Origin of the sequence: Synechococcus sp. RSCCF101, from assembly GCF_008807075.1 — a bacterium.
GTDB lineage: Bacteria > Cyanobacteriota > Cyanobacteriia > PCC-6307 > Cyanobiaceae > RSCCF101.
Map to the genome: position 1 here is coordinate 274,529 of NZ_CP035632.1, position 25,749 is coordinate 300,277.

At 63.3% G+C, this 25,749-nt stretch carries 23 protein-coding genes; 11 read left to right on the forward strand and 12 right to left on the reverse strand.

What is annotated here, in order from left to right:
* Window positions 1-30: 30 nt before the first annotated feature.
* From EVJ50_RS01400 to EVJ50_RS01415, 4 genes are all read right to left on the reverse strand, one after another.
* The gene (locus tag EVJ50_RS01400) at window positions 31-2,199 is read right to left on the reverse strand and encodes a hypothetical protein (RefSeq protein WP_150882032.1); all 2,169 of its coding nucleotides are present in this window, start codon (window positions 2,197-2,199) and stop codon (window positions 31-33) included.
* A 150-nt stretch (window positions 2,200-2,349) separates the two neighbouring features.
* The gene (locus EVJ50_RS01405; protein WP_150882033.1) at window positions 2,350-2,739 is read right to left on the reverse strand and encodes a hypothetical protein; all 390 of its coding nucleotides are present in this window, start codon (window positions 2,737-2,739) and stop codon (window positions 2,350-2,352) included.
* Between the two features lie 1,031 nt (window positions 2,740-3,770).
* Window positions 3,771-4,133 carry a DUF3104 domain-containing protein gene (locus tag EVJ50_RS01410; protein WP_191964820.1) on the reverse strand — a complete coding sequence of 121 codons (363 nt, stop codon included), beginning with the start codon at window positions 4,131-4,133 and terminating at the stop codon, window positions 3,771-3,773.
* 190 nt (window positions 4,134-4,323) lie between these two features.
* Complete coding sequence (locus EVJ50_RS01415; RefSeq protein ID WP_150882035.1) at window positions 4,324-6,390, reverse strand: calcium-binding protein; 2,067 nt, start codon at window positions 6,388-6,390, stop codon at window positions 4,324-4,326.
* A gap of 24 nt (window positions 6,391-6,414) precedes the next feature.
* Here EVJ50_RS01415 and EVJ50_RS01420 point away from each other — a divergent pair, with 24 nt between their 5' ends.
* From EVJ50_RS01420 to EVJ50_RS01445, 6 genes are all read left to right on the forward strand, one after another.
* Window positions 6,415-6,990 (forward strand): hypothetical protein, encoded by a 576-nt coding sequence (locus EVJ50_RS01420; RefSeq protein ID WP_150882036.1) that lies wholly within the window; start codon window positions 6,415-6,417, stop codon window positions 6,988-6,990.
* Window positions 6,991-7,554: 564 nt separating this feature from the next.
* Window positions 7,555-8,856: an IS21 family transposase gene (istA, locus tag EVJ50_RS01425; protein WP_191964821.1), complete on the forward strand. Its 1,302-nt coding sequence runs from the start codon at window positions 7,555-7,557 to the stop codon at window positions 8,854-8,856.
* The gene (istB, locus tag EVJ50_RS01430) at window positions 8,853-9,692 is read left to right on the forward strand and encodes an IS21-like element helper ATPase IstB (RefSeq protein ID WP_150882038.1); all 840 of its coding nucleotides are present in this window, start codon (window positions 8,853-8,855) and stop codon (window positions 9,690-9,692) included. Before istA ends, istB begins: the two co-directional genes overlap by 4 nt.
* Before the next feature lie 258 nt (window positions 9,693-9,950).
* Window positions 9,951-10,184 (forward strand): hypothetical protein, encoded by a 234-nt coding sequence (locus EVJ50_RS01435; RefSeq protein WP_150882039.1) that lies wholly within the window; start codon window positions 9,951-9,953, stop codon window positions 10,182-10,184.
* Window positions 10,185-10,450: 266 nt separating this feature from the next.
* Complete coding sequence (locus EVJ50_RS01440) at window positions 10,451-11,569, forward strand: DUF1254 domain-containing protein (protein ID WP_225323017.1); 1,119 nt, start codon at window positions 10,451-10,453, stop codon at window positions 11,567-11,569.
* Window positions 11,570-11,715: 146 nt separating this feature from the next.
* The gene (locus tag EVJ50_RS01445) at window positions 11,716-12,144 is read left to right on the forward strand and encodes a hypothetical protein (RefSeq protein ID WP_225323018.1); all 429 of its coding nucleotides are present in this window, start codon (window positions 11,716-11,718) and stop codon (window positions 12,142-12,144) included.
* A 26-nt stretch (window positions 12,145-12,170) separates the two neighbouring features.
* Here EVJ50_RS01445 and EVJ50_RS01450 read toward each other — a convergent pair whose 3' ends face one another.
* The 3 genes from EVJ50_RS01450 to EVJ50_RS01460 are packed head-to-tail and all read right to left on the reverse strand — an operon-like array spanning window position 12,171 to window position 14,228.
* The gene (locus tag EVJ50_RS01450) at window positions 12,171-12,830 is read right to left on the reverse strand and encodes a cupin domain-containing protein (protein ID WP_150882040.1); all 660 of its coding nucleotides are present in this window, start codon (window positions 12,828-12,830) and stop codon (window positions 12,171-12,173) included.
* On the reverse strand, window positions 12,781-13,821 hold the full coding sequence (locus tag EVJ50_RS01455) for a pyridoxamine 5'-phosphate oxidase family protein (protein WP_150882041.1): 1,041 nt from the start codon (window positions 13,819-13,821) through the stop codon (window positions 12,781-12,783). Before EVJ50_RS01455 ends, EVJ50_RS01450 begins: the two co-directional genes overlap by 50 nt.
* A gap of 32 nt (window positions 13,822-13,853) precedes the next feature.
* Entirely contained in the window at window positions 13,854-14,228 is a 375-nt protein-coding gene (locus EVJ50_RS01460) for a glutathione S-transferase (RefSeq protein WP_150882042.1), read from the reverse strand.
* A gap of 120 nt (window positions 14,229-14,348) precedes the next feature.
* On the opposite strand from EVJ50_RS01460, the gene EVJ50_RS01465 reads away from it, so the two are divergent.
* The 3 genes from EVJ50_RS01465 to EVJ50_RS01475 all read left to right on the forward strand — a co-directional run bounded on the left by EVJ50_RS01465 (window position 14,349) and on the right by EVJ50_RS01475 (window position 17,746).
* On the forward strand, window positions 14,349-14,984 hold the full coding sequence (locus tag EVJ50_RS01465) for a TetR/AcrR family transcriptional regulator (protein ID WP_225323019.1): 636 nt from the start codon (window positions 14,349-14,351) through the stop codon (window positions 14,982-14,984).
* A 122-nt stretch (window positions 14,985-15,106) separates the two neighbouring features.
* A complete protein-coding gene (locus EVJ50_RS01470) occupies window positions 15,107-16,576 on the forward strand; it encodes an NAD(P)/FAD-dependent oxidoreductase (protein ID WP_150882043.1) in 1,470 nt (489 codons plus the stop codon).
* Window positions 16,577-16,663: 87 nt separating this feature from the next.
* Entirely contained in the window at window positions 16,664-17,746 is a 1,083-nt protein-coding gene (locus tag EVJ50_RS01475; RefSeq protein ID WP_191964822.1) for a DUF389 domain-containing protein, read from the forward strand.
* A 14-nt stretch (window positions 17,747-17,760) separates the two neighbouring features.
* Here EVJ50_RS01475 and EVJ50_RS01480 read toward each other — a convergent pair whose 3' ends face one another.
* The gene (locus tag EVJ50_RS01480; RefSeq protein ID WP_225323020.1) at window positions 17,761-18,318 is read right to left on the reverse strand and encodes a cytochrome b; all 558 of its coding nucleotides are present in this window, start codon (window positions 18,316-18,318) and stop codon (window positions 17,761-17,763) included.
* A gap of 137 nt (window positions 18,319-18,455) precedes the next feature.
* On the opposite strand from EVJ50_RS01480, the gene EVJ50_RS01485 reads away from it, so the two are divergent.
* Window positions 18,456-19,199 (forward strand): ion transporter, encoded by a 744-nt coding sequence (locus EVJ50_RS01485; RefSeq protein WP_304622895.1) that lies wholly within the window; start codon window positions 18,456-18,458, stop codon window positions 19,197-19,199.
* 75 nt (window positions 19,200-19,274) lie between these two features.
* Complete coding sequence (locus tag EVJ50_RS01490) at window positions 19,275-19,997, forward strand: MauE/DoxX family redox-associated membrane protein (protein WP_150882046.1); 723 nt, start codon at window positions 19,275-19,277, stop codon at window positions 19,995-19,997.
* An 89-nt stretch (window positions 19,998-20,086) separates the two neighbouring features.
* Here the strand turns inward: EVJ50_RS01490 and EVJ50_RS01495 are convergent, their stop codons facing one another.
* The 4 genes from EVJ50_RS01495 to EVJ50_RS01510 form a co-directional block, all read right to left on the reverse strand.
* Window positions 20,087-20,839: an L-2-amino-thiazoline-4-carboxylic acid hydrolase gene (locus tag EVJ50_RS01495; protein ID WP_191964823.1), complete on the reverse strand. Its 753-nt coding sequence runs from the start codon at window positions 20,837-20,839 to the stop codon at window positions 20,087-20,089.
* A 188-nt stretch (window positions 20,840-21,027) separates the two neighbouring features.
* The gene (locus tag EVJ50_RS01500) at window positions 21,028-23,790 is read right to left on the reverse strand and encodes an EAL domain-containing protein (protein ID WP_191964824.1); all 2,763 of its coding nucleotides are present in this window, start codon (window positions 23,788-23,790) and stop codon (window positions 21,028-21,030) included.
* Between the two features lie 187 nt (window positions 23,791-23,977).
* Complete coding sequence (locus tag EVJ50_RS01505) at window positions 23,978-24,541, reverse strand: DUF924 family protein (RefSeq protein WP_225323021.1); 564 nt, start codon at window positions 24,539-24,541, stop codon at window positions 23,978-23,980.
* Window positions 24,538-25,746 (reverse strand): glycoside hydrolase family 10 protein, encoded by a 1,209-nt coding sequence (locus tag EVJ50_RS01510; protein ID WP_150882049.1) that lies wholly within the window; start codon window positions 25,744-25,746, stop codon window positions 24,538-24,540. The genes EVJ50_RS01505 and EVJ50_RS01510 overlap by 4 nt, the downstream gene beginning before the upstream one ends.
* Between the last annotated feature and the right edge of the window lie 3 nt (window positions 25,747-25,749).

Below are 25,749 nucleotides of genomic sequence, written 5' to 3' on the forward strand. Positions count from 1 at the left end.
CTGCTGTGCTGGCCAGCCGGAATGCGGCCCTCAGACGATCTGGATCGCTCCCTGGGCCATCAGGTCATCGGCGTTGGTCTGCAGCAGCGTGGTGGTACCGAACTCAGTGCTGAGCACACTGTTGGCACCAACCTGATCCAGTGAGTAGCCGATCCCGGCAGCGATCTGGAACACATCACCCTGCAGAAGGGTGAACCCATGGATCTCATCCTGGCCGGCGGACCAGACGAAGCGATCAGCGGATGCGGTTCCGAACAGTTGATCATCACCGCTGCCACCGTGGATCACCGGATCATCGGGGCTGTGTGGATCGGGGCTTCCAGGTCCCCCCTCACCGGTGATTGGGTCGGAACCATCTCCGCCATTCGGTGAGGTGTCCGACTCACCGGAACCGTCAGCGCCGAGAAACGCCCCATTGGCCGGAGTGATCTGCAGCCATGGGTCGTCGGCGTCCAGATCGAGCTGGTGAGCGGTGCTGATGCCACGGTCGTACGACTGGAATTCAGCCCGGCTCACACCCAGCAGGTCCAGGCTGTCGATGGCGCCGTTGCGGATGCGAACCGCAGTGACGCGAACGCCACCGGCAATGTCCTCCAGGCCGACATCTCGATGCACTGCAGTATCGATGATGACGGTGTCTCCATCCAGGGTTGAGAAGTCCTCAACCAGATTGCGGCCGGGGCGAATCAGGAAGCCATCGGCCCCACTCTCGCCATAGAGACTGTCGGGCGTGGGGGAGTTGCTGCCTCCGAGCAGAATGTCCCGACCATCACCACCATAGAGAAAGTTCTTCTGGCCGGTGCCGCCGAGAACATCATTTCCTTCCTCACCGTAGAGTGTGTTATTACCTGCATAACCCATGATCCTGTCGTTGCCGGCACCACCTTTGATTGTGTTGTCATAATGGTTTCCGATGATCAGATCATCTAGCCGACTGCCGATCAGGTTTTCAACCTCGAAGATGTAGTCACGGTCCTGTGCTTCACTTGGCAGGTCAGGTTGATCCCACTGCCTGATGCCGTTGTTGACGTATCCGAGATCCATGCGAGCAACAATCCCCTGGGTGGCCGCATTCGTGTCGTAATCGTAGGAGACCCAGTCAGAGCCTGCGCCACCGTAGATGTAGTTGGAGCCGCCTCCTGCCATGATGATGTCGTCGCCACCGAGGCCATAGGCAAAGACTCGGTTCATGTCAGGTGTACCCACCCCCGTACCGTTGTTAAACAAATACAAGGTGTCTCCAAAGTCAGTGCCCATAAAGCGTGCATCGACCGGATCACCGGCCGTACGCTTGATCACACTGCCGCCATTGGCTCCCATGATGACCACCCCATTGCCATCGCCAATGTTCAGCGCATCTGGATTGTCGGTTTCCTTGAACTCCACCACGTCGCCACTCCCAAGTGTGATCTTCTCTTCCGTTCCGCTGATCTCAACCCTGCTCCGAAAGGTGGTTTGCCAAGCATTCTTCTTCATGTCGGCAATTGACATCGCGCCCAAGCCAAGGCTTGCCGTGTAGGCCATGATTCCATCCTGGTCCCAGGTGACATCAGCTAATGTCGCCCAGAGAGAGTTCGTCTCCCCTTTAATCTCCTGCTTGACCAGGAAGCCAGAATCGTCCGATTTGGCAATGACATCAAAATTGAGGCTTTTTGGATCAAAGTTAAGCATCAGCGTGTCCTGAAATGGATTGAAGTCCGTAATCAGATCGGACGCGGGCCAGTTCAGAACCAGCGACGGAGGGGTTGCGCTCTCTCCCGCACCAAAGAGATTGGCAAGCTCGCGCACCGTCCCCAGGGTGCCGAAGGCTGGCGCTGCTGGGGTGAGAGAAGCCAGCTTGAGCACAATGTCCAGCTGATTGCTTTCGGCAAACGAGGTGCCCGTACTGCCCGGATTGAGTTGAACCCAATCGTTACCAGTCATTGGTGCCAGCATGAACGTGTCATATCCGTTGCCGCCGGTGAGGACGTTTCTGTCCGAGTCGTTGCGGCGTGTGTCGACAATGAGCCAGTCGTCTCCATCGCCACCGATGAGGGTGTCGCTGTCGGTGCCGGAGAAGATGACATCATTCCCCTGGCTGCCATTCAGCCAGTCGTCACCGGCCATGCCAAAGATTCTGTCATTACCCAGCCCCCCATCAATCCTGTCACCCATGCCGAAGTAGTGACCGTTTTCACCTGTATGGTGATTCCGTTTCATTCGCCACTGACCCTGGCCAACGATGGTGTTATCCGCTGCGGTGCCGTGAATCTCAGTCCAGACCCAGTAGTTCCAGTCCGTTCTACCATTCGGTGCGCCTGAGGCGTATCGACCGCCCCAAGAAACGTCTGGCTCGAAGTCAACAAGATCTTACTTCGCCATGTCCAGGTAGCCATTGGAATAGATGGAGTGGCGATGTGTGTGGCCCTTGGCACGGTGATCGTGGCGGTGCACCAGTTCGCCCAGTGGGACGCCTGGTGTGTGATTTCCACTGCTCGTCGCCTGAAGGATGGGGGGCGGATCCATCGCAGAAGATCTTTGATCCTCACCGATGACTTGCAGCCCAGGCTGATCGTCGGTGGGCTCCGCACTGTCTTCTGAAGACGGAATGCCGACCTCCGGCATCATCCCAATCGATTGCAGGTCGTCACGCTCAGCCTGCGAGACGGGATCGCCCCGACTGACAGCCGCGAGAAGCGTCTCATTCATGACGTGGTCTGTGGCATACCCAGTGATGGGGTCAAAGAACGTTGAGGCCATGGTTGTGCTCCAAAAGTGGTGGTGCTGTTTCCCCAGGGCCGGAGTGCAGCAAGCTGCTCGTGATGAGATTCAGTCCTGCTGGTCCTGTCCTGTGCATTCATGCTCTCCCTGCGCCAGGAGAGGTACATCCTTCATCTGAAGGATCTGTGGACAGAACCCTCCATATGAAGGGGTGATGATCCTCGCTGCACCGGCACCTGCTCTCCCAGGGCCATCACGTCAGCCTGTGATGGGTTGCATCTAATGTCTGAAACCAATCAAGACACATCGAAGATCTGCACAACCACGACTAAAGTCACAGTTCAGTTGCAATTCATCGTCATAGGTTCCCGCCGTTTCCGACGTGCTGATCTCAGGCGTTGACCTCGCCGACCGGCGACGGCGGCAGCCTGTGCCCGCCGGGCACAGCACTCCGCTGAGACCTGCGCTGGTTGATCCAGGCCCCACTGGACGTTGCCCAGCACGCTCAACGCGTTGCTGCCCCTCGGTTGGTTTCGTTGCCGTGGTCATCGCCTACCCGCCCACCTGCTGCAGCAGCGCAATCTCTGCTGCTGATGGTGATGACAGTCCGGGCCGGACCAGAGGACACGACCCCTGCGGGGTTCCATGGCCTGGTAGTAGTGCTGGACCGCGGAGGCCAGCCCCCAGTGCGGGCCCTCGGAATCAGACGGATGAGGTCCTCGGGCGGCTCCGAGCGGAGGCGCAGGGGCCACAGGCGGAGATCACTCCCGAGCATCAGGGGGCGGCCAGGGTGGCGGAGCGAATCCTGGCGGAGCGCACGCGGAGTTGACCTCAGGCCAGCCTCAGAGGTCCTCGTCCTGATGGGCCCTCCCTCAACAGGCACAGCATCTGAGGGAGCATCCGACACAGCATTCGATGTGACAGGCAGAGACCTCCGGTGGTGAAGGAGGCCGACAGCCGCTGACGTAGGAAATGTGCAGCGGCATGGATCGGCGGCCCTGGCTGGGCTGGGATCCGGGTTCCCAGGACATCGTGCGCGAGGGGTGCGCTGGGCTGTCACGCCCTCATGCTCACCGCTGCTGCTGCTGGCCCTGCTCCAACACCGCCACCACCGCGTCAGCGCTGAGCATCTTCACCAGGCCCGTGTCCACGTCCGCGACCTGGAAGTAGTTGTTCTCCGGTCCACGGGCGCCGCCTTCGGCATGGATCACCAGACCGATCCATTCGGCAGTGAAGGGCTCCGGGTCGTCGATCAGCACGGTGTCCCCGACCTGCACCTGGAGAAACGCCGTCGGGTCGGCCTGCCTGAGCGCATCGGTCGGTAACGGCACCAGCGGATCACGGGAAGCTGCATCCTGCCGCCAGACCGCAGTGCGCTCGGCATCCAAGAAGACTGACAGCCGGTATTCGTAATGCCCGGAAAGCCGGGTCACACGGCACTGGGTCGGGTCGCTGGTTGGGTGGCCCGGCCTTTCTGTCGCGCAGCACAGGCACGTGCTCCTGCTGGTCTGGACAACCCCGCCCGACGGCGGGAGTCCAATCACCCCTAGGTCACCCCCCAATGAGAAAGCCCCCAGGCGCGAAGCCCGGGGGCGTGTGTGGTCCGATGTCTGATGGGGTAGATCAGACGATCACGACCGACTGCTCCGCTACGAGCTGATCAGCAGACACTCCGACGAAGGTGGTTGTGCCGAAGTCGGTCACCAGCTGGGCGTCGGAGCCGGACTGGACGATGGCGTAGCTGGTGTCGGCGGTGATGTGGAACAGGTCGCCGTGCTCAAACGAGAAGCCCTTGACCAGGTCGTTGCCTGCGGACCAGTGGAAGGTGTCCGCCGCATCAGTGCCCATGAGGATGTCGTTGCCATCGGTGCCGGTGATGGGATCACCGGGCAGCGGATCGGTGCCGGGGAGTTCGGGATCGATCGGCGGATCGACGGGCACATCAAAGGTGAGGTCGGCATCGAGGCTGTTGCCATCGGCATCGATGACGCGGATGCCGGTGATGGGGTCGAAGGAGCTGGTCTCCTGGTCGTTGAGCGTGGCCACCAGGTCGCCGCCGCTGGAGGTGATGGTGCGGTCGCCGTTGCGATCGATCTCGGAGATGAGGAAGGCTGGCTGGCTGCCGGAGAAGCTGTAGGCGTCGGCGAGGATCTCGACGCTGTCCTCCCCGCTGGCGTCCTCGATGGTGTTGCTGCCGCCGCTGAGCACGAAGGTGTCGGCACCACCGCGGCCGGCGAGGATGTCGTCTCCCTCGCCGCTGGTGAGGATGTTGTCGTTGTCATCACCGCGGATCACATCATCGAACATGCTGCCGGTGATGTTCTCGATGTCGAACAGCTGGTCGGTGAAGGCCTGGGCATTGGTGATGTCGGCCACGGTGCCGTGGTCGACGGTGAAGTAGGTGCCCGAGTTGCCGTTGCCCCAGCTGACGGTGGTGGTGTCGGCCATGTCGACCGTGATCCCGAAGGCGCGGCGGTTGCCGGCGAGGTCGGTGTTGTAGAAGGCGGTGTCGTTGCCGTCACCGCCGTGGAGCTGGTTGTTGCCGCCCCCGCCCATGAGGATGTCGTCCCCTCCGAAGCCATAGAGGCTCACGTCGTGATTGAGGGGTGATTCCGGCCGCCAGGACTCGGTGGAGAAGCCGGCAATCAGCTCGGCGCCGTTGGTGCCGGTGAGGTGATTGATGTTGACCAGCCCGCCCATCTCCAGCAGGGGAGCCCCCACCGCCCCAAAGGACGCCATCTGGTTGTGGCCGAGCCAGCCCAGGTCGGTGGAGACGGCATTGTCCAGCTGGGCGCCGGTGGCCACCGAATCGTTGGCGCCATCGAGGTAGAGGTAGCTGCGCTGGATGGAGTTGAGCAGGGCCTCGCTCAGGTCACGGTCGCTGAGGGAGCCGTAGGCATTGCCGAGCTGCTCCTTGACCTCATCGAGGTTGAGGGTCACATCGAGGAGGGGTGTGGCGATGTTGCGCTGGCTGACGAAGAATCCATAACCCTGCTGGGGATCCTTGGCCTCGAAGCTGAGGCGTGTGTCGTTCTCGGGCACCAGATCAACGATCAGCACGTCCTCGAGGGGGTTGAAATCGGTGATGATCTGCGACTTCTCCGGTGCGGGGATGTCGATGGTCAGCGACGGCGGGGTCCATCCTGATCCTCCATACGTTGGTGTCGTGTAGCCGGAGATCTTCTTGGCGGAGAACCCCACGAAATCAACCAGATCGCCGATCACAGGGACATACGAACCGATCTGCAGGCCCCAGTCTCTGGTTTCTTCTGTCCAGTCTGTTGCCTCGTGATAGGAGCGGAACCCTCCCGGGTCGAACTCGTAGCTCAGCATCTGCTGAGCGAACGTGCTGACGATGAACGTGTCGGACCCTGCACCACCGGTCAACACGTTCTGGTCAAAGATGAACTCATCGTCCTCGTCGGACCAGGTGTACTTGCCGGTTCCTTCCACCCAGATCACATCATTCCCATCGCCGCCATTGACGGTGTCACTGCCGTAGCCGGTCATGATCAGATCATCACCCCCTCCTCCCAGCATCAGATCAGGGGTGGCCCCCATGTTGTGGTCGTAGCTGAACAGGGTTTCGGGTGTGGCCTCATTCCAGTTCCTGAAGCCTGCCCAGTTCATCAGAATGTCATCACCCCCTCCTCCTTCCAGGGTGACGCCACCCCAGCCGCCGCTGCCCATGTGCTGCGAGATGAGGATGGCATCGTGATCGCCATCAACCCAGGTGTGCTGGTCCCTGCGAACAGAGATCACCATGGTTGGGTCGTCAGACACAGCGTTGTCATCGACAATTCGCAGTTTCTGGCCCACGTCCACATTTGCATACTTCCCTCCCGCTGGAACCGCATCGCTGAAATCTGCACCGGACGCATTCAGGTCCGAATTGTTGAGTGGTTCCAAGGGTTGGTGGAGCCCTGGCTGCTCCGGACCTGGTGCTGTAGGCGATCCTGGCGGAGTGCTCTCATCAGTCGGGATGTCTTCCGTCTCGACGATTCCTGCTGCGCCGGTCAGGGCGTCGATGACGACTGGACCAAGGCCCAGTACAGGGTTGCTGGTCTCCAATGCGTGCTGGCTGCTGTACTGCGTGATGGGGTCAATGACTGTGTTGGCCATGGTTGTGCTCCAGAGATGATGGTGCTGATGAACCAGGGCCGGAATGAAGCAGGCCTGCCGTGTTGCGCGTCGGGTCTGCTGCTCCTGTCCTGTGATGTCATGCTCTCCCCGCGCGATGGGTTGTTCATCCTTCATCTGAAGGATTCCGGGGCAGAACCCTTCAAATGAAGGGGTGGTGCATTTCTTTCCAGCGCAATGGCCACTTTGGAGTGGAGGCGTGGCGTGGAGTTCTGTCGCTGATCACACAAAGCGACGCGATGATCACCCTGGAAACCACACAGATCCGACTTGGGTCATCGTCCAGTTGCATTTCATCGTCATGGGCTCCTGCCGTGTCAGATGCGCCGCTCTCAGGTGTTGTTCCTGGTGACCGTGCCGGCGGCAGCCTCTGCCTCGCGGGCTCAGCAGTCCGCGGAGACCTGCACTGGTTCATCCACAGGTCCCGCTGGACGCGCCCAGCACTCTCAACCCGTCTCTGTCGCCCGCCTGGTTTCGGTGCCGTGGTCATCAGCGACCCGCTCACCTGTTGCATCAGCACCATCCCCGTGTCAGCCGACAGGAGGAAAGTCACCAGATCCGACACGAAAAGGTCCTCACTCGGAACCGGTGACTCCGCCATCCATCCCTGCCCCCAGGCTCACGCCAGCCGAACGGATGCCTGGTTCGGCGGCCCCCATCACTGCTGCTGCCAGGAGCACTACAGCCAGGGCAGACCGCCGAGGCGAGGGCGCGATGGAAACACCCCAGGAGGTGGAGCGGATGCTGCAGCTCCATGCCCGCGGCCTCAGCCAGCGAACGATCGCCCATGAACTGGGCTGCTGTCCGCGGACCGTTCGCCGCTATCTGCGCCAGGGCGGCTGGCAGCCCTACGGCCAGCCCCGGCGCAGCCGGCGCCTCGATGAGCAGATCGCCTGGCTGCGCGAGCAGTTTGAGCAGCATCGCGGCAATGCCGAGGTGCTCCGCCAGGAACTGCTGCGGCAGAAGGGCATTGATGTGTCCCAGCGCACGGTGGAACGGGCCGTGGCGGCCTGGCGCCGCGAGCTGCGGATCCGTCAGCTGGCCACCGTGCGCTACGAGACGCCACCCGGCCGGCAGCTCCAGGCCGACTTTGGCCAGTGCGCCGTGAGCATTGGTGGGGAGCGCCGTCGGGTGCACCTGTGCGTGCTCACGCTCGGCTACTCGCGCCGTCTGGTGGTGCGGCCGTACGGCCATGAGCGGCAGGCGAACTGGCTGCAGGCGATGGAGGAGGCCTTCCGACACTGGGGCGGCATTCCCGAGCAGGTGCTGGTGGACAACGCCCGCGCCCTGGTCCGCCGGCACGATCCCGCCAGCGGTGAGCTGGTGTTTCATCCCACCTTCCTCGCCTTTGCCGAGCACTGGGGGTTCACGCCCCGTGCCTGCCGCCCCTACCGGCCTCGCACCAAGGGCAAGGACGAGCGAGGGGTGCGCTACGTCAAGGGCAGCGGTCTGGCCGGACACACCTTCCGCAGCTGGGGTGCCATGGAGGCCCGTCTGGCCTGGTGGATGCGCGAGGTGGCGGATGTCCGTCGTCACGGCACCACCGGAGAACGGCCCCTGGAGCGGTTCCAGCGGGACGAGGCCAGTGCCCTGAGGCCGCTGTGCGGCAAGCCCTCGTTCCTGGCTGAGCGGGAACAGAAGCGAGTGGTGGCCAAGGACTGCTGCATTCAGCTGGAGGGGAACTGGTATTCCGCTCCCCAGCAGCTGATCGGCCAGCGGATCACGGCGCAGGTCCGCCATCAGACGGTGCGATTGCTGCACCGGGGCCGGATCGTGGCGGAGCACCCACTCCAGAGCGCGAACCACCGCTGCCGTCAGGTGATCAGAAGCCACTGGCAGGGCCTGCTGCCGGCCGAGCAGCTGCAGCAGGCACGCGCTTCCCTGCAGCCAGCCATCCCCGACAGGTGTCAGGCGACACCCGCTGTTGGTCCTCCGGCGACACGAGCGGTGCGCACCTCCAGCCTGGCCCGATCCCTGAGCGACTACGCCGCCGTGCTGACGGAGGTGGAGGCATGAACCGCAGCCGCACCACCACCGCACCGCTGGAGAGACCGGCGGAACTGGCCGCCCTGGTGGCTGACCTGGAGGCGATGCTCACCCGCCTGCGGCTCACCGCCATCCGCGACCGCCTCGACAACCTGCGGGAGGCCCTGGCCTGGCTGTGTGGTGCCGAGGTGAGCCGCAAGGACCAGAGCCGGTTCGAGATGGCCATGCGCCTGGCCCGTTTCCCATGCGTCCGGACGCTGGGGGGATTCGAATTCGAGGCCCAGCCCTCGATCGATCCCGCCCAGATCCGGGAGCTGGCCACCTGCCGCTGGATCGCCAACGGCGACAACCTGGTCCTGCTCGGCCCACCCGGGGTGGGGAAGACCCCTCTGGAGGTGGCGCTGGGACGGGAGGCGATCCGTCTGGGCCACAGCGTGCTGTTCTGTTCCGCCGCCGAGCTGATCGGCAGCCTGGCGCGGGCCCAGCAGCAGGGCGAACTGGCGCGGCAGCTCACGTACTACGGCAAGCCGAGGCTGCTGATCATCGACGAGCTGGGCTATCTGCCCCTGGAGCACGACGCCGCTTACCTGTTCTTCCAGCTGATCTCCCGCCGCTATGAGCAGGGCAGCGTGCTGATCAGCTCCAATCGGGCGGTCACGGAGTGGGGAGAGGTGTTCGGTGATCAGGTGGTCGCCACCGCGATCCTCGATCGCTTGCTGCACCACAGCCATGTGCTGACGATCCGGGGCGACAGCTACCGGCTCAGGGAAAAGCGCCGATCGGGCCTGATCCGCTCACCGCAGGCCACCGCCCCCAGCTCCGGAGCCAACAGCAGTGCTTCCCCATCCCCAGAAGAGAAGTCCTGAGGGCGGAACCGTCACCCCACCTGGGGCAACCGACTCTCAGGACCAGTCACCAGTCACCAGCCAACGACCAACACCGATGAGCACAACGAACGACCGCTGCACAGCAGCCATCAGCACCAAGCAGACAACAGACCATCAGCCCACGGAAGGGTCGCTGACCGCCGCATCCAGTGAGGACTTTTTCGTGTCGGCAGTGAGGACTTTCCGCATGTCGGTTGACACCCCGCACCCGGCTGATCCATAGCCCTCGGCGCCGGGGTGGCCCTGGTGCTCCTGCTGGAACCACCGTTCCTGCGCGGTGTGCGCCGCACCTCCCCGCTGGGCATCCATGTGGAGGTGCTGCTCACCACGCGCACGGGCGAGCAATGGGCGGCGGAACGGGAGCTGCAGCGGCGCTTGCTTCAGCGCCTGGGCGAAGCCGGCGTGGCGATGGCCGATGGCCTGGAGCTTCAGGCTGTGGTTGCTCGAGGGAGCGTTGGGCCAGGGCCCTGATCGCTGAGGTCCAAGCGGTGTGACCCCTCAGGTCATGCTGAGAGTGACTGAGCTGTCGTGTCTCAACCGGTCGTCAGCAGCTGGTTTCCTTGAGCCAGTTCTGGGGTTGAACCCAGCCAAGGCCGACGTGCGTGATCCGCGACCCCAGACTCTGGTCAGAGGCGTGGATCCGGTGCCTGCTTATTGCTGAGAATGCTCGTTGAGAGCGGTGCCTCGTCTCAGGCGAAAGAAGGGACAGATCCAGAAAGCCAGGCCACCTCAGAGGAATGTTTGGCTGGACCGAACTGGTTTCCCACAACCCACGAAGAGTAGTATCAGCTCGTCTTCCTGCTGGGATCAAGGCGTTCGCCATCGACCAGGTGGCACCACAATTCAACAAAGCAATCATGATCAAGCATGCCCTGTCATTTGCAGCAACTGCGGCTTTGCTGTCAAGCAGCGCATTGGCAGGGCCAATAGCGGTGACAGAAGAGAACTTCCCGCAAGCTTATACGAACAAGCGATTTGCAACAATTATCAAGAAGGCAGGTGGTCTCAACAGATTTTTAACAATGCCAGTGCCAAGCAGTAACCCTTCTGAGCAATTTGTAGTGCGTATGAATCGAGACACGGCTTACTCGACATCTGTGTTCGACCTTTCAAGCAGGAATGTCTACGTCACGATACCAGAAACAAGCCAATATGTGACAATCCAGATTGTTGACGAAAACCATGAGACACAGCGCATGATCTATGGTCCCGGCAGGCATCTGCTTACTGCCAAGACTGATCATGCCTTTGTGATTGTTCGCACGCTTGATTCAGCTTTGAGAGACAACATCGTGGTCGAGGCGCCCGATCCGAAGCCTTTTGAGGTCAAGGAGTGGGATGAGGCGTCGTTCATGGCAGTTGAACAGGCGGGTAATCGGAAGTTCAGCGAAGGCTATGATCAGGCAAGGGCCTTTGGCAATATCGAGAGCGGACAAGTGCCTTATATGAACTACCTTGGTGCTGCTGGTGGCTGGGGTGGAGCAATGGTTCAAGACAACATCTATCAGACCAGCCCATACTTCGATAACGATGGCTGCTATGAAACAACATTTGTCGACCCAGAGCCAAAGTACTTCTGGTCTGCCACGGTATACAACGGTGATGGATATATGTTTAACGACGTAGCAAATGTCTCAAGCGAGATGAATCCAGCCCAGAACTCAGATGGTACCTATACGCTGCATTTTGGCTGCGAGGGCCTGCCCAATAACATCCCAGTTCGCCAAGGCAATGACACAGGCAAGTTTAATGTGCTGATGCGGCACTACGGACCAAGTGAGATGGTTCGCGATGGTGAGTATGGCTACAATATGACTCAGTTTATCAGGCGTAGACAGCCTCTGGGGTCTCAGTAATGGGTTCCGATAATGAGTGCAAGACGGTAAGACTCAAGGATTTGTCAGTTGGTCTCGCGATCTGAATCGGGGTCACGCGGCGGACATGGCTGTTGAGGACTTCTTCTGGATCTGATTTCTAGGATCATTCTGTCACGCTACTGCTAATGAATCTCTCTGCAGGCGGCAACAAGGGCATGAGGACACTGTGCTTCATGGCATTCTTCATGGCAGCGGTCTTTGTTCTTGGAGAGACCTCAAGGAGAGGGCTTGACTACTTTTCAGTCAACGCCACCACGATGATCGAGGATTATCTCTGTGCGATTCTGCTGCTATTGGCTGGCTTTCTCACGTGGCGGCGTCATCGCCTGGCACCAACAATGATGCTCGCTGCCTGGGCGTATGCGACTGGTGGAATGTTGGTTCCGTTCGCCGCGCATCTGGAGGCCTCTCTTCGTGGCATCACGTTTCGAGCTGATCACCCCCATGAGGACGTTGGGTCCGTTGTCCTGAAAGGAGTCATCTGGCTGATCTGTCTCGTGTGCTTTCTGGCCTCCCTGCGATTGGGTGACTCTGACCCGACACTCCGTTCATAAGGCCTGGACCGATCAAGGGGGTCACGTCACCCCCCATCGAGATGGCCGGTTTTGACATAGATCAGGCAGCCGTCCCGGCTGAACGGCGTGTGCCGGCTTCCATGGGGACTCCGGATCCAGGTTCCCTTCGGATAGGCGCCCCATTCGTCTTCAAACACACCCTCCAGCACGAAGATCTCCTCACCCCCCCAGTGCGCGTGCTCTGGAAAAAGCGTGCCGGGTTCCCAGCGCACCAGTGCCACCCCCTCTGTGCCAAAGCTGTGCAGCGGCAGCACCGACAGGCCCGCCACCAGTCCAGGCCTCCATTCGGCCTGGTTCCAGTCGATCACGACCCTCGCCTGGTCGTCTGGATGCATCTGCCAGAGTTTCACCAGAATGGTGCATCCCTGGCGGCTGAAGGGAGTGTGAACGGATCCCACCGGATTCCGCACATAGGTGCCGGCTGGATAGTCGCCGGTCTCATCGGAGAACACACCATCGAGAACGAGAAATTCTTCGCCGCCGCCGTGTTGGTGTGCCTGGAAGTGGCTCTCGGCTGCGTATCGAACGATGGATGTGGCGCGGGCCACTTCATCACCGTTGCGCTCCAGCATTCGCCGCTGGACGCCGGCCATGGGCGAATCGAGCCAGGTGAGATCAGTGGTGGAGACCACCACCTTCTGGCTGAAATCGGTGTGCAGTTGCATGGTAGTCGTTCGAGAGTGGGGGCGTGATTGAGGGCCTGTGGTAGAGAAACGGGGAGAATTCGGGCTCGGACCAGCTGAGCGGCAGGCCGGACCGGATCCGATGGCCGGATTCCAACTGAAAGCGCAGCAGTCGCTCGGCTTGCGCAAACCGGGCGATCTCCTCTCCCTCCCAGATCACCTCCGCCGTGCCGGTGAGGGTGAGCAGGTCGCCGCTCTGGAAGTCCAGGAACAGCAACCCGGCCCGGGCATTCATCTCCAGGTTGCCGAAGGTGTTGAAGTGATTGTTGCCCGCGTAGTCGGGGATGGTGAGGGTGCGGTTGTCGTCCAGCTGCACGAATCCCGGTCTGCCGCCGCGGTGGGACACATCCACGCCGCCCACCTCTGGTGCGTCGCCTGCTCCCCCCATGAAGGCTGTGGCGATGAAGACAGTGTCGGCGGCCTCGATCAGTGCCGCTTCCGCTGGACCGAAGCGGTGCACGGTGTCCACCGGCCCTGGCTCTGGGGTGCCCAATGGTTTCGGAGTGGCCTGGCGCACCTGGATGTATTGCGGGCAGTTTCCGAAGCTCTGCTCCACCTGAACCGTGAATCCATCCGGACCCACGGCATCCAGCACCCCATTCACCCGATTACGGCGGCGCGTGCTGAGCTCGATCCCCAGCAGACCGACCGGACCGCCCTCATGCAGGTTGCTCGCCAGGGGGTCCTCCGGCACAGCCTGGCTCGCCACCCGCAGGGTGCGTGGATGCGGGGATGAGATGAATCCCGGGTCTCCCACAACGATTGAGGCCCAGGGCGCGCCGGCGGCATCGACGAATCCCACCAGCACATACGAGAGGTGGGAAAAGAAGGTCCGATGCTGATCGGTCAGCACCGGGCGGATCACACGGCGTCCCTGCCGGTCCACGCGCTGCCGCACGCCGAGCCGCTCCTGGATCGCCAGCTCGCCGGTGTGGAACGGTGAACTGACCTGATCCCATCCGGGTTCAACCATGGTGAAGGTCTCCTGGGTGTGTGTGGACGGGGTCAGTTGCTGCCCATCGGCACGTAGCCGGGCAGCTGCCTGACGCGGTCGAGCCATGCGAGCACCCGGGGGTAGGGGGTCAGGTCGATGCCGCCATCAGGGGCCAGAGCCACGTAGGGAAAGATGGCCACATCGGCGATCGTCGTCCGTTCGAATTCAAGCCAGCTGCGGCCGTTCAGGTGCGCATCGAGCTGGCTGAGGATCTCCCCGGCTTTCTCGTGGGCTCGCTCGAGGTTGATGGCGCTGGCGCCCAACAGCGTGTGGAGGCGAGCATTCTCCGGCCCCTGCCGCACCTCGCCCGCAGCGATCGAGAGCCAGCGGATCACCCGGGCCTTGTGGCAGTTCCCGGAGAGCTCGTGGCCGTGGAGCTTGAGCATGAGAGGTCCGTGGGGGAGGGGTGGAAGCGACCGGGCACAAAGCAGACAGACCGGTCTGCACAGCCAGGGTAACAGACCGATCTGTCTAGTCGCTAGGTTGCTGGTCCACGCGGCCTCGTCGTGACCTCCTCCTCGTCCCCAGTGGCCCCGCCCGCGGCGGCCGGACCCTCCAGCCGTCGTGACGCGTTGATCGAGGCCGCCCTGGAGATGTTCAGCCGGGATGGCTACCGCGCTGTGGGCATCGATGCCTTGCTCAAGCAGGCCGGCGTCGCGAAGATGACCCTCTACAAGCACTTCCGCTCCAAGGAAGAGCTGATCGCCGTGGTGCTCGATCAACGGAGCGCCGCCATCGCTGCAGCCATCGCCGCCCGGGTCAAGGCGGTTCCTGCCGAGGATCCCCAGGCCCCCCGCCTGCGTCTGCTCGCCGTGTTCGCCTGGCTGCAGGACTGGCTGCAGGACCCCGGCTTCGAGGGCTGCCTGTTCATCAAGGCCGCCGGGGAATACGCCGATGAGGACGAGCTGCCCCGGCAGGCGGCATTGCGCTTCAAGGATGCGTGCCGGAAGCTGCTCGAGGAGCTCTGCGGCGGCCTGGATTGCGGTGATCCGATCGGGCTGGCCCGCCAGCTCGAACTCCTGATGGAAGGAGCCGCCGTCGTGGGGTTCATGCGCCGCGATCCCACCGCCGCCGTGGCGGCCTCAGAGGGGGCGGCCCTGCTCATTGACGCCGCTGAGCGAGCTCCTGCTTCAACGCTCTGAGCGTGCGGATGATCGGCTCATGCGCTCTGGGGTGATTTGCGGACTCCAGCATCACTGCGATCATCACTGACAAGGCCGATCAGGATTCATACACTGCCTGACAACCTGCCCTTGTCTCGCCCGTGCCAGGAGAGCACTTCTTCCTCGAGCTGGAGCCACCCGAGGAGCGGCTTCGTGATGCACCCCACGTGGTGATTGTCGGCGGTGGGTTTGCAGGGATTCGCGCCTGTCAATCATTGGCTCATGCTGACGTCAGGATCAGCCTGATCGACAAACGCAACTTCAATCTCTTTCAGCCCCTGCTCTATCAGGTGGCGACCGGTCTGGTCTCCCGCGGTGATGTGGCCACACCCCTTCGCCAGCTGGTGGGACGGCAGCGCAATGTGCAGGTGCTGCTGGGGGAGGTGACCGAAATCCAGCCGGATACCAGGCAGATTGTCTTCAACAGCCGGGCCTTCAGTTACGACCATCTGGTGCTGGCCACGGGATCCGGCAGCACGTATTTCGGCCATGAGGAGTGGCGCACGTTCGCACCCCCGATGAAGATCCTCGAGCACGCCGAGGAGATTCGCCGACGCCTGCTGATGGCGATGGAACAGGCTGAGCAGACGCCCGACTCGGACGCCCGCCGCTTTCTCCAGACCGTTGTGATCGTGGGCGGTGGCCCCACAGGTTGTGAGATGGCCGGTGCCACATCGGAATTGATGCGCAATGCGATGCGCAGGGAGTTTCGCCAACTGGACCCAGCGGACACACGCATCGTTCTCGTGGATCCCGGTGAGCGGGTGCTCCGGGCCATGCCCGAGCCACTCTCCACGGCAGCGCAGACATCCCTCAGCGCACTGGGCGTGGAGTGTCTCTTCCATGGCCGGGTGCAGGCGATGCAACCCGGTGAGGTCACCGTCAGCACGCCGGATGGCGAACGCCGGCTCCAGGCCGCCACCGTGATCTGGACGGCGGGTGTCCGGCCCTCCCACCTGGGCCGCAAGCTCTCGGAGGCCACCGGCTGCGACACAGACAGAGCCGGACGCGTGATCGTGGAGCCGGATTTCTCAGTGACGGGTCATCCCGAGATCCGAGTTGTGGGAGATCTCTGCTCCTACAGCCACACCAGGGATGGCAAGCCCCTGCCCGGCATGGCCGGACCCGCCACCCAGGCCGGTGGCTTTGTCGGCAGGGACATTGCCGCCATCGTGGCCGGCAACGCTCGCCCGAGCTTCTCCTGGTTCGATTTCGGCAGCATGGCCGTCCTCGATCGCGTGGACGCGGTGGCTGATCTGCGCGGACTCAGGTTCAGCGGTGGCATCGGTTGGCTGCTGTGGGCCGCCGCTCATCTCGCCTTCCTGCACGGCTGGGAGAACCGCTTGTCGCTTGCGCTCAAATGGATCGTCGTTGTGGCGTCGCAGTCCCGCTCTTCGATGCTGCTCACGGGCATGCCCAGCCAGCACATGGGACTGGACGCACCCGACGCCGCCTTCCCCATGGCTCCCGGCGCGGGGCCATCCATCGCTGACCCGGGAGCCGCACTGCGGGCCGCCATGGACCACTACGCCAAGTCCGTCTCAGGACTGCCCCAGATGACCAACGAGTGACGGCGCCCGCAGCGATCCGGACGCGCATGATGGAGGCCAGCGCCAGCCGGGCTCGCCATGCGTCAGTCGGGGTCAGGCCGTCGCGCGGTGGTTCGATCGCGCCGGCTCCTGCGCGAGATGGTTCGCCGGCTCACCGGCCGTTGGGCGGTCTACCTCGAACGGCCGCTCCCGCCTGACGAACTGGGAACGGCCCGCCAGGCGGGATCGCTGCCCAGCTTCGGCTTCTTTCTCCTGCTCAGCTGCGCGGCCGTGCTCGCCTGCCTGGGCCTTCTGGCCGACAGCGCCGCCATCATCATCGGCGCCATGATCATCGCGCCGCTGATGAACCCGATCCTCAGCCTCGCCTTTGCGGTGGTGGCCGGGGATCTGACCCTCTACAAGCGTTCCCTGCTCACGGTGGTGGCCGGAACGCTGGTCACCATCGGGATTTCCGGCGGCATCACCCTCCTGCTTCCCTTCTATGTGGGTGGCGCTGAGATCATCAGCCGCACCTCCCCCACCTTCATCGATGCGGTGGTGGCCCTGGTGGCCGGCGTGGCCGGAGCCTTCTCCCTCACCCGACGCAGCATCGCCAATTCCATCGCCGGGGTGGCGATCGCTGTGGCCCTGGTGCCACCCCTCTGCGTGGTGGGGATCGGCCTGGCCCGGGGCGAATCGCTTGCCGGTGAGCTGGGCACCATCGATCTGAGCGGCACGGCGGTGGCCAGCGGTGCCCTGGTGCTCTTCGCCTCCAACATCGTCGGCATCGTCTTCGGGGCGATGGCGGTGTTCATGTCCCAGCGCTACGGGCGGAGCTCCGGGCTGATCACGGTCGTGCTGGCCTTTCTGGTGGGACTGGCGGTGCTCTACCTGCCGCTGTCCCGCGGCTTCCGCGAGGCCCTGATCGCCTCGAGGGCGCGCCTGGAGCTGCAGAGGATCCGCGATGAGAACCCCGGCTTCAGCTCCCGCACCCAGATCCGCTACGTGAAATCCAGTGTGAGCAAGGGACGCGTGCAGCTCAGTCTCGGCATCACCTCACCGCCGGGCCTGGTGGATGACAGCTACCTCAAAGCCCGCAGCAAGGAGTTGCTGGAGTCGCTGCGTCCCCTCGGGGTGACGGGGCTGAGCCTGGAGGTGCGCCTGATCCCGGTGGAGGTGATGCGCTTCGCCACTGATGAGCCTTCCCGCTAGCGGCGCCTGAAGGCTCAGGACGGCCGCAGGGGCCTGGCCTCACTGAACTGCTGAAAGCGGCGCCAGAGCGCCTTCACCACCTTTCCCTGCTGCAGCATGTGCAGCACGATCAGGGAGAGGAAGGCATAGGCGAGCCAGAAATGGAGGCTGCGGCCCACCTCCACCATGGCCCGGTTCTCCGGGAACAGATCGGGCAGCACCAGCCCGAAGAGCTTCACGTTGTTGCTTCGCCAGGAGTTGGAGAGCAGGAAGCCGGTCACCGGAACGCCCCACATCAGGCCGTAGAGCACAACGTGAACCGTGGTTCGCTCCCACCAGCTGCGGCTGAAGCGCGGCAGGCGCTGGCTGTACTTCTTCCACCACACCTGCAACAGCACCAGGATGCGCCAGCTGAGCAGGGCCATGGTGAGGGCCCCGAGGGATTTGTGGATGTCGTAGAGGGGGTTGCGGATCACCACCTCCCTGGGGAGCTGCGCCATCACGGTGCCGGTGAGGAAGAGCAGCACGTAGAAGCCGGCCATCACCCAGTGCACCGACATCAGGCGTTTGAAGGCGGAATTCAGGCGCGCCACAGGGGAGGAAGGGCTGGCTGGCGGCACCATTGTGGTGACTTCGGCGGTGCTTCGGCCCTGCGTTGCCGCTGCTGCGCCGGCCCGAGTCCGGGGAGAATCAGCGTGGTGACCCCAGCCTCCCGCGAGGCCTCCGATCCATGCCTCAGCCCTCTCCCTCACCCGAGCGGACCGCCGATCTGAGGAGCCGGCTCAAGAGCATGGTGGATGAGGACTCCACCCGTCTGGGCAACCTGTTCGACAAGCTGATCCTGGTGCTGGTGGTGCTCTCGATCGTGATGTACTCGATCGAAACCCTTCCCAGCCTCTCTCCAGCAACCCTGTTCTGGCTGCATGGGCTGCAGTGGATCGTGGTGGTGCTGTTCACCCTGGAATACGGCCTGCGCATCTGGGTGGCCGATCGACCGATCACCTACATCATCAGCTTCTTCGGCATCATCGATCTTCTGGCGATTCTTCCCTTCTACATCGGCATCCGCTCAGGACTGCAGACCCTGCGGGCCTTCCGCCTGTTCCGGGTGTTCCGGGTGCTCAAGGTGCTGCGCTACAGCAAGGCGATGCGGCGCTTCTCCGATGCCTTTCTGCTCTGCCGCGAGGAACTGGTGCTGTTCCTGATCACCACCATGATCCTGATCTACCTGGCGTCCGTGGGCATCTTCTTCTTCGAGCACGACGCACAGCCCGAGAAATTCGCCTCCATCTTTCATTCGATGTGGTGGGCGGTGGCCACCCTCACCACCGTCGGCTACGGCGATGTCTACCCGGTGACCCTCGGCGGTCGCCTGTTCACCTTCCTTGTGCTGGTGGTGGGCCTGGGCATCGTCACCGTGCCGGCGGGCATGTTCGCCGCCGCACTCTCCAGGGCCCGGGAGCTGGATGGCTGAGCACGGTGCCGCGTGCGATGGCGTCCCGCTGTCTCCCGTGTCCATACTGAGCTGAGCGCCACGGCTCCATAGCGGATGGCATCCAAGGCCCGTCTCACCGATGTTCATGTCTATCGGATGGACACTCCGGAGCATTCCTGCCCCTGGGGATTGAAGGCGATCCGGTTGCTGCAGGAGCAGCACATCCCCTTTGATGATCACCGCCTCACCAGCCAAGCCGCGGTGGACCGGTTCAAGGCCGATCATGCCGTGGCCACAACGCCCCAGGTCTTTGCCGGATCCACGCGCATCGGTGGCTACACCGATCTGGCGGCCCATCTGGGCGTGTCTCCAGAGCGGCCGGATGTGTCCTACTGGCCAGTGGTCGCCGTGTTCGGCACCGCCCTGCTGATCACCCTGGCCATGGGCGGCTCGGTGCGCACCTTCATGGGCATCGCCCTGGCGCTTCTGGCGATGCTCAAGCTGATGGATGTGCCGTCGTTCGCCGCCAGTTTCATCAAGTACGACCTCATCAGCCAGCGCATCCCGGTCTATGCCCGCATCTATCCGGCTCTGGAACTCCTGATCGGCCTCGGCTTTCTGCTGACGCCACCCATCCCGGCCGCCGGAGTGGTTGCGCTTCTTCTGGGCGTGGCGGGAATGGTGGCGGTGTTCAAGGCCGTGGTTGTGGACAAGCTGGCCCTGAACTGTGCCTGCGTCGGCGGCAACACGCGCACGCCGCTGGGTGTGGTGAGCTTCTCGGAGAACCTAATGATGGCGGTGATGGGGGCTGTGGTCGCCTCCGCCCTGCTCCGGTAGGCATGGGGCCTGGCCGGCCCGGCCTGGAACTGTCATGCTCTTCACGCCCCTCCCATGCGATGAGTCGGGGCGCATCAAGCCATCGACGCTCACCGTAGGGATTGCGCGGTCGCCGCCAGCTCTGCTTCGGTCCGTGCAATGCGCTCGAGCGTCGCCTGCACCTCAGGCGTCCGCGACTTGATCCGCGTGGGGCCGCCCTGCTTGAAGCGAAAGTCGCAGTGACTGCAGCCGTCGGCCAGCGTCTGGGTGCGGATCAGGCCCCAGCCCAGCCCCTCGCTGAGGGCGATGTCCGACAGGCAGAGATAGGGAGCAAACGTCTCCGCCCCGATGGTTCGGGCGAGTTCGAGGTTGCCGCAACGGAGATAGTCGACACCGAGATCGAAGGCAATGCCGTCGCCGATCAGGGAGCGGGTCTTGAAGTCGCCTGCCCGCACGATGTCCCCCCGCACCGCACGGCGCCGAATGATGCGGCGCACGAGAGCTGAGAACAGCAGTCGCCTCATCAGCCAGCGTTTCCAGCCCGGGATGCGTTCCACCCGCAGCCGAATCGCCTTGTGGCAGATCGCCCATGCCTCGGCTGCATCGCCACCGCGCGCCTCAATGGCCTGAAACAGGGCCAGCTCCTGGGCCGAGATCCAGAGGAATCCATTCATCACCGCTGCTCCCCGGCCCTTGACCCAGCTCACGCTGCCAAGGATCTCCATGCAACGAACACGGGCGTGCCGTGCCAGGCGTTCCGCATCGCGCTCCCCGTATCGCTGAACAAGGTCGGCCCGTAGTAGCCAGGCGGTGCGGTCGAAGTCCCTGAGGAGCGTCCTCTGACGCCATGTCTCGGTGCCCACCGATGGTTCACCCCGATGGTGATCGGAGCCCATGACCCTGTCCCCTCAGATCACCCAAGGCTATTCATGATCCCTTCGTCTGCCCGTCGCTGCGTCACGACGGACTCGCCCAAGCCTGGGCGGATGAGATCTGCAGGCCTCTGAGCTCTCGTCGAGCAGATCGATAAGGTTTCAGAGCGATGGAGAGTTCAGGCCAGCATGCGCTCAATGGCCGCTGCAGGGACCGGTTTGCTGTAGAGGTAGCCCTGCGCGATGTGGCAGCCGTGGGCGTCGAGAAAGGCGGCCTGATCCTCACGTTCCACTCCCTCGGCCACCAGCTCCAGCTTGAGGGCGTGGGCCAGGGCGATCACGGCCTCGGTGACGGCGGAATCGTTGGGGTCGTCGGGGAGATGGGCGATGAACGATTGGTCGATCTTGAGCTTGGAGACGGGGAGGCGCTTGAGATAGGCGAGTGAGGAGTAGCCCGTGCCGAAGTCGTCGATGCTGGTCGCGATGCCCATCGTCTTCAAACGGTCCAGTTGGTCGATGGAGGTATCGATCCCCTTCATCATGAAGCTCTCGGTCACCTCCAGCTCCAGGCACTCGGGTGGAAGGGCGCTCTTGGCGATGGCGTTGGCGACCGTATCCACGAAATCCACCTGCTGGATCTGGGAGCCCGCGACGTTCACGGCCAGATAGCCGAAGCCAATGTCCTGATCGAGCCACAATCGCGCCTGATAACAGGCCTGGGTCAACACATACTCGCCGAGCTCACGAATCAGGCCGCTCCGCTCCGCCACCGGGATGAACTGACTCGGTGGGACTGCCCCGATCTCGGGGTGCGTCCAGCGCAACAGCACTTCCAACCCCTTGACCTGGCGACTGGCGATGTGGACCTGGGGCTGGTAGTAGAGCGAAAACTGGCCGCTTCCCAGCGCGAAGCCGATGTCGCTGATGAGCAGAGCACCTCGCTTGCTGGCTTCGCTCATCTCCTGTGAGTAGGTGAAGATTCGATTCCTGCCGAGTTCCTTGGCCCGATACATGGCCATGTCGGCATTGTTCATCAGTTCCACATAGCCACCGCCGTCCTGCGGATACAGGCTGATGCCCATGCTGCAGGTGGAGTACAGCCGTTCCTTGCCGATCAGAAAAGGTGCCTGCACGGCCTTGAGCACCTTCTCGGCAATCCTGCTCGCCTGCTCTGCAGAGGTGAGCTCATCCAGGAGCAGAACAAACTCATCACCGCCGATCCGGGCCACGGTATCGGAGGTGCGGAGCGTGCGGATCAGCCGATCGGCCAGCAGCTGCAGCAGTTCGTCGCCGACGAGGTGACCCAGGCTGTCGTTGACTGCTTTAAAGTTGTCCAGATCGAAATAGACCACAGCCAGCATCGATCTGTGCCGGTGAGCGGCCTCAATGCGCTTCTTGAGCAGTGCATCGAACAGCAGCCGGTTGGCGAGCCCCGTCAGGGGGTCGTGGTTGGAGAGGAAGTGAAGTCGGTCCTGCGTCTGCTTCGACATCGAGATGTCCGCAAACACGGCCACATAGCCCTTGGCTCCTCTTAAGCCGTCCAGAACGGTGCTGATGGAGCAGAGTGAGGGATAAATCGACCCATTCTTGCGCCGATTCCAGATCTCTCCCTTCCAGCGGCCGGTCTCGATCAGGGTCGACCACAGTTCCTCATAGAAGGCGCTGTCGTGCCGGCCTGACTTGAGCAGCCTGGGATTCTGTCCAAGGACCTCCTCCCTCGAATAGCCCGTGACGGTCTCAAAGGCTGCATTCACATCCAGGATCGCGGCCTCCAGGTCGGTGATCACCACACCCTCGGTTGTGTCTGCGAACACGGCGGCGGCTTGTCTCAGCCGCAGTTCATCCGCTTTGCGCCTGGTAATGTCCTGGGTCACTCCGATCAGCATCGTCACCTCGCCCTGGTCGTTTCGGCAGGCCTGACCCTGGGCGTGGACCCAGCGCACCGTGCCATCCAGAGCGATCACCCTGAATTCCAGATCGTGCTCCTTGGCCCCACTCTGGAAGAGCATCACATCGTCCTGCCACCGCATCACATCCTCGGGGTGGATGCATGCCCTGAGCTGCTGGAACTCACCGCGAAAGCTGCCCGGCTTCATGCCCATGATCTGTTCCAGCCCGTCCGACCATGTGATCTCCCCGATCGCGCCAGATGTCACCTTCGCTGACCATGATCCCATCGCCCCGGCTGCCATCGCCAGACGATTCTTCAGGTCTTTCTCCTGCAATCGTTGTTCAAGCCGTTTCTGCTCATTGATGTCGATATGAACGCCGAGCATCGTCACAGACGTGCCACCGGCATTCTCCATCCGTGCACCGCGAGCCAGAATCCAGCTGTACTCACCGTTCCGGCACCTCATGCGGTATTCCACCTGCCAGGAGCTTTTGTCCTGAGCCCGCAGATAGGACTGCAAGCTGGTGAATACGAGCGCTCTGTCGTCGGGATGCATGAGGCCTCTCCACATCGCCTCCGTTTCATCCAGTTCGTCCGGCCGGTAGCCCAGCTGCTGCTTCCAGTGGTCGGAGACATGGAGCGATCCCGAGGTCGGCTCCCATTCCCAGATCCCATCCAGGGTTGATTCAGCGAGCAGCTCGTAGCGCCGGTCCGAGTCCACCGTGTCGCGCTGGAGCGAGGCCACAACCTTCGCGTCCAATGAAGAGATCAGCACCAGAACCAGACCCGGGCGGATGGGCTTGATGCTGTATTCCCTCCAGCCACAGATCCTGTCATCCTTGTAGATGCGCCCCGGCAGGAAGCGGGATTCCTGCTGGCGATCCGCGTCGCGAATCGACCTGGCCAGCCCGAAGTCCTCCGCGGCCGTGAACACGCTGTTCAGCTCCTTCCCGATCACCTGCTGCCGCGATAGCCCTTCGATCGCCTCGGCGGCTCGATTGAACGTTGCGATCCGGTACTCGCTGCCTTGATCCAGGGCTTCACAGACCACAGCACCGCTGTTGAGGCAGTCCAGGACCTCGCTCGTCAGCAGTGGCTCCGACGCGCTTGCTGGCCCTGGTCCGGTTGTGGTGTTCGCCGTTCCCATGGCCATGAGCGTGCAATCGCCTTCGGGCGCCCACCCATGGGCTAGCAGCGGTTGGCCGGCCCGGCCCGCTCCCTCCGAGACCTTCCTCTCCTCAGAAGCGCGAACCGGGTTGCTGGAGAAAGGCCAATTCCTCGGGGCTGGAGTGGCGGCCCAGCAGAGCATTGCGCTGGGGAAAGCGCCCGAAGCGGGCGATCACGTCGCGGTGGCGGCGGGCGTAGTCGGCGGTGCGGGCATCGGTGAAGCGTGAGAACAGGGGCAGGCCGGCCTCCTGCACGGCCAGGTCTTCAGCGTGCATCCACGGCATCAGCCAGAACTGGCGGCGGTGCTGGTGCGGTTCAGCCGCCACCCAGCCGCGCTCCACGCCTGCCCGGCTCAAAGCCAGGGCCTGCCGGTCGCCGGCGAAGGCGCGAGCCTGATCCCGCCAGATCTGCCGTGGCACCTGATCCAGCAGCAGCACCAGGGCCAGGGCACCGGCCGGGTGCTGCCCCCACGCCGCCAGGGATCCGCTCAAGGCTTGTTCGGCCAGATCCCCGAAGCGCTCGCGCACCGCCTCATCGAAGGCCGGGTCCTTGCCGAACCACTGCCGCGGCGGGGTCTCCTCGAACCAGAACTGCAGCAGCGCTGATGCGTCCAGGCTGCGGAACCCTTCGATCACCGCGGGTTGATCTGGCGGTGCAGCCTGCGGAACGCCTCACGCCGGGGCGCGGCACCTTCCGGCCCCGCGTACTGGCCCCAGAGCCCCTCCCAGTAGAAGTAGATGACCCCATGACCGCGCTCGTTGGAGAGCCTCACCTTCGAGCTGAGGTCGCTCATGGAGGTGGTGCGCTTTCCGAAGCCGGCCAGGATGCCGATCTCAGCCGGCATGCCCCAGTCGCGCGCCTTGCGCAGGGCCGGCTGGTCGAGATCGCGCTCGAATCCCTTGACCGAATAGGCGTAGTTCTGCACGACCAGGTGGTCGATCAGCTCGCCGAAGGCCCAGAGCTCCCAGTCCTGCAGCCAGGTGTTGTACGCGAAGCGGAAGGGCCCAGGGGAGAGGGAGATCGTGCTGGGCAGCCCCTCCTCTTTCAGGCGGGCCTTGAGCTGCCGCAGCAGACCGGTGAGCTTCTTGCGCCGCCACACCATCCAGGTGCGGTTGGTGTGGTCCGCCGGCGGCGCCACTCCCATCTCCTGCTCGTAGAGCGCCCGTGTCCAGTCGTCGTAGCCCAGATCCACCGGCCAGGCGAAGTGATCATCCAGCTGGATGCCGTTGAGCGGGCAGCGCTGCAGCACCTCCACCACCAGACCGATGAAGCGCTCCCGCACGCCCGGGTGGGCCGGGTTGAGCCACACCCGCAGATCCTTCAGGGGTGAGCGCTTCAGATCGGCCCCGTGCATGGCGTAGTGGCTGCTGCCGTCGCGCCGCTTCAGCACCCAGTCGGGATTGGCCTGCACCACGGCCGCGTCGGCGGGCTCCATGAGCCCGTATTCGAACCAGGGGATCACCTTCATGCCGCGGCGACGGCCGATCCGGCTCATGGTGCAGATCGGATCGAGGTCCACACCGGCTTTGGCCAGGGGCGGCTCGATCGGGGCGTAGCGGCTTCGGTGGAAGGTGGTGCCGCGGCTCCACACGTTCGGGTAGAGGGTGTTGAAGCCGGCATCCGCCAACTCGTTCACCGCCCGTTCCATCACGGCCCGGTCGTAGTAGAGGGGGCTGGGGCTGTTGGTGAGCCATACGCCCACCCGGACCGGCGGCCGGCCGCCTGCGGGAAGGGCCTGCGCCCCCCCGGCTGGAAGGGTTGCGCCGGCGGCCACGGCCAGCGCAGCCAGCAAGCGGAGGCCTCTGGCCCTGAGGCCGCGGCGGGTGGAGCGGGCTGCCATCAC

Coding starts and splice junctions, on each gene's coding strand:
- EVJ50_RS01485 (WP_304622895.1), top strand. CDS start 18,456: ATGCCTCAGCCCTCTCCCTCACCCGAGCGGACCGCCGATCTGAGGAGC.
- istB (WP_150882038.1), top strand. CDS start 8,853: ATGAACCGCAGCCGCACCACCACCGCACCGCTGGAGAGACCGGCGGAA.
- istA (WP_191964821.1), top strand. CDS start 7,555: ATGGAAACACCCCAGGAGGTGGAGCGGATGCTGCAGCTCCATGCCCGC.
- EVJ50_RS01450 (WP_150882040.1), bottom strand. CDS start 12,830: ATGCAACTGCACACCGATTTCAGCCAGAAGGTGGTGGTCTCCACCACT.
- EVJ50_RS01445 (WP_225323018.1), top strand. CDS start 11,716: ATGAATCTCTCTGCAGGCGGCAACAAGGGCATGAGGACACTGTGCTTC.
- EVJ50_RS01460 (WP_150882042.1), bottom strand. CDS start 14,228: ATGCTCAAGCTCCACGGCCACGAGCTCTCCGGGAACTGCCACAAGGCC.
- EVJ50_RS01440 (WP_225323017.1), top strand. CDS start 10,451: ATGTTTGGCTGGACCGAACTGGTTTCCCACAACCCACGAAGAGTAGTA.
- EVJ50_RS01400 (WP_150882032.1), bottom strand. CDS start 2,199: ATGAAACGGAATCACCATACAGGTGAAAACGGTCACTACTTCGGCATG.
- EVJ50_RS01415 (WP_150882035.1), bottom strand. CDS start 6,390: ATGGGCAGCGGCGGCTGGGGTGGCGTCACCCTGGAAGGAGGAGGGGGT.
- EVJ50_RS01510 (WP_150882049.1), bottom strand. CDS start 25,746: ATGGCAGCCCGCTCCACCCGCCGCGGCCTCAGGGCCAGAGGCCTCCGC.
- EVJ50_RS01405 (WP_150882033.1), bottom strand. CDS start 2,739: ATGGCCTCAACGTTCTTTGACCCCATCACTGGGTATGCCACAGACCAC.
- EVJ50_RS01490 (WP_150882046.1), top strand. CDS start 19,275: ATGGCATCCAAGGCCCGTCTCACCGATGTTCATGTCTATCGGATGGAC.
- EVJ50_RS01455 (WP_150882041.1), bottom strand. CDS start 13,821: ATGGTTGAACCCGGATGGGATCAGGTCAGTTCACCGTTCCACACCGGC.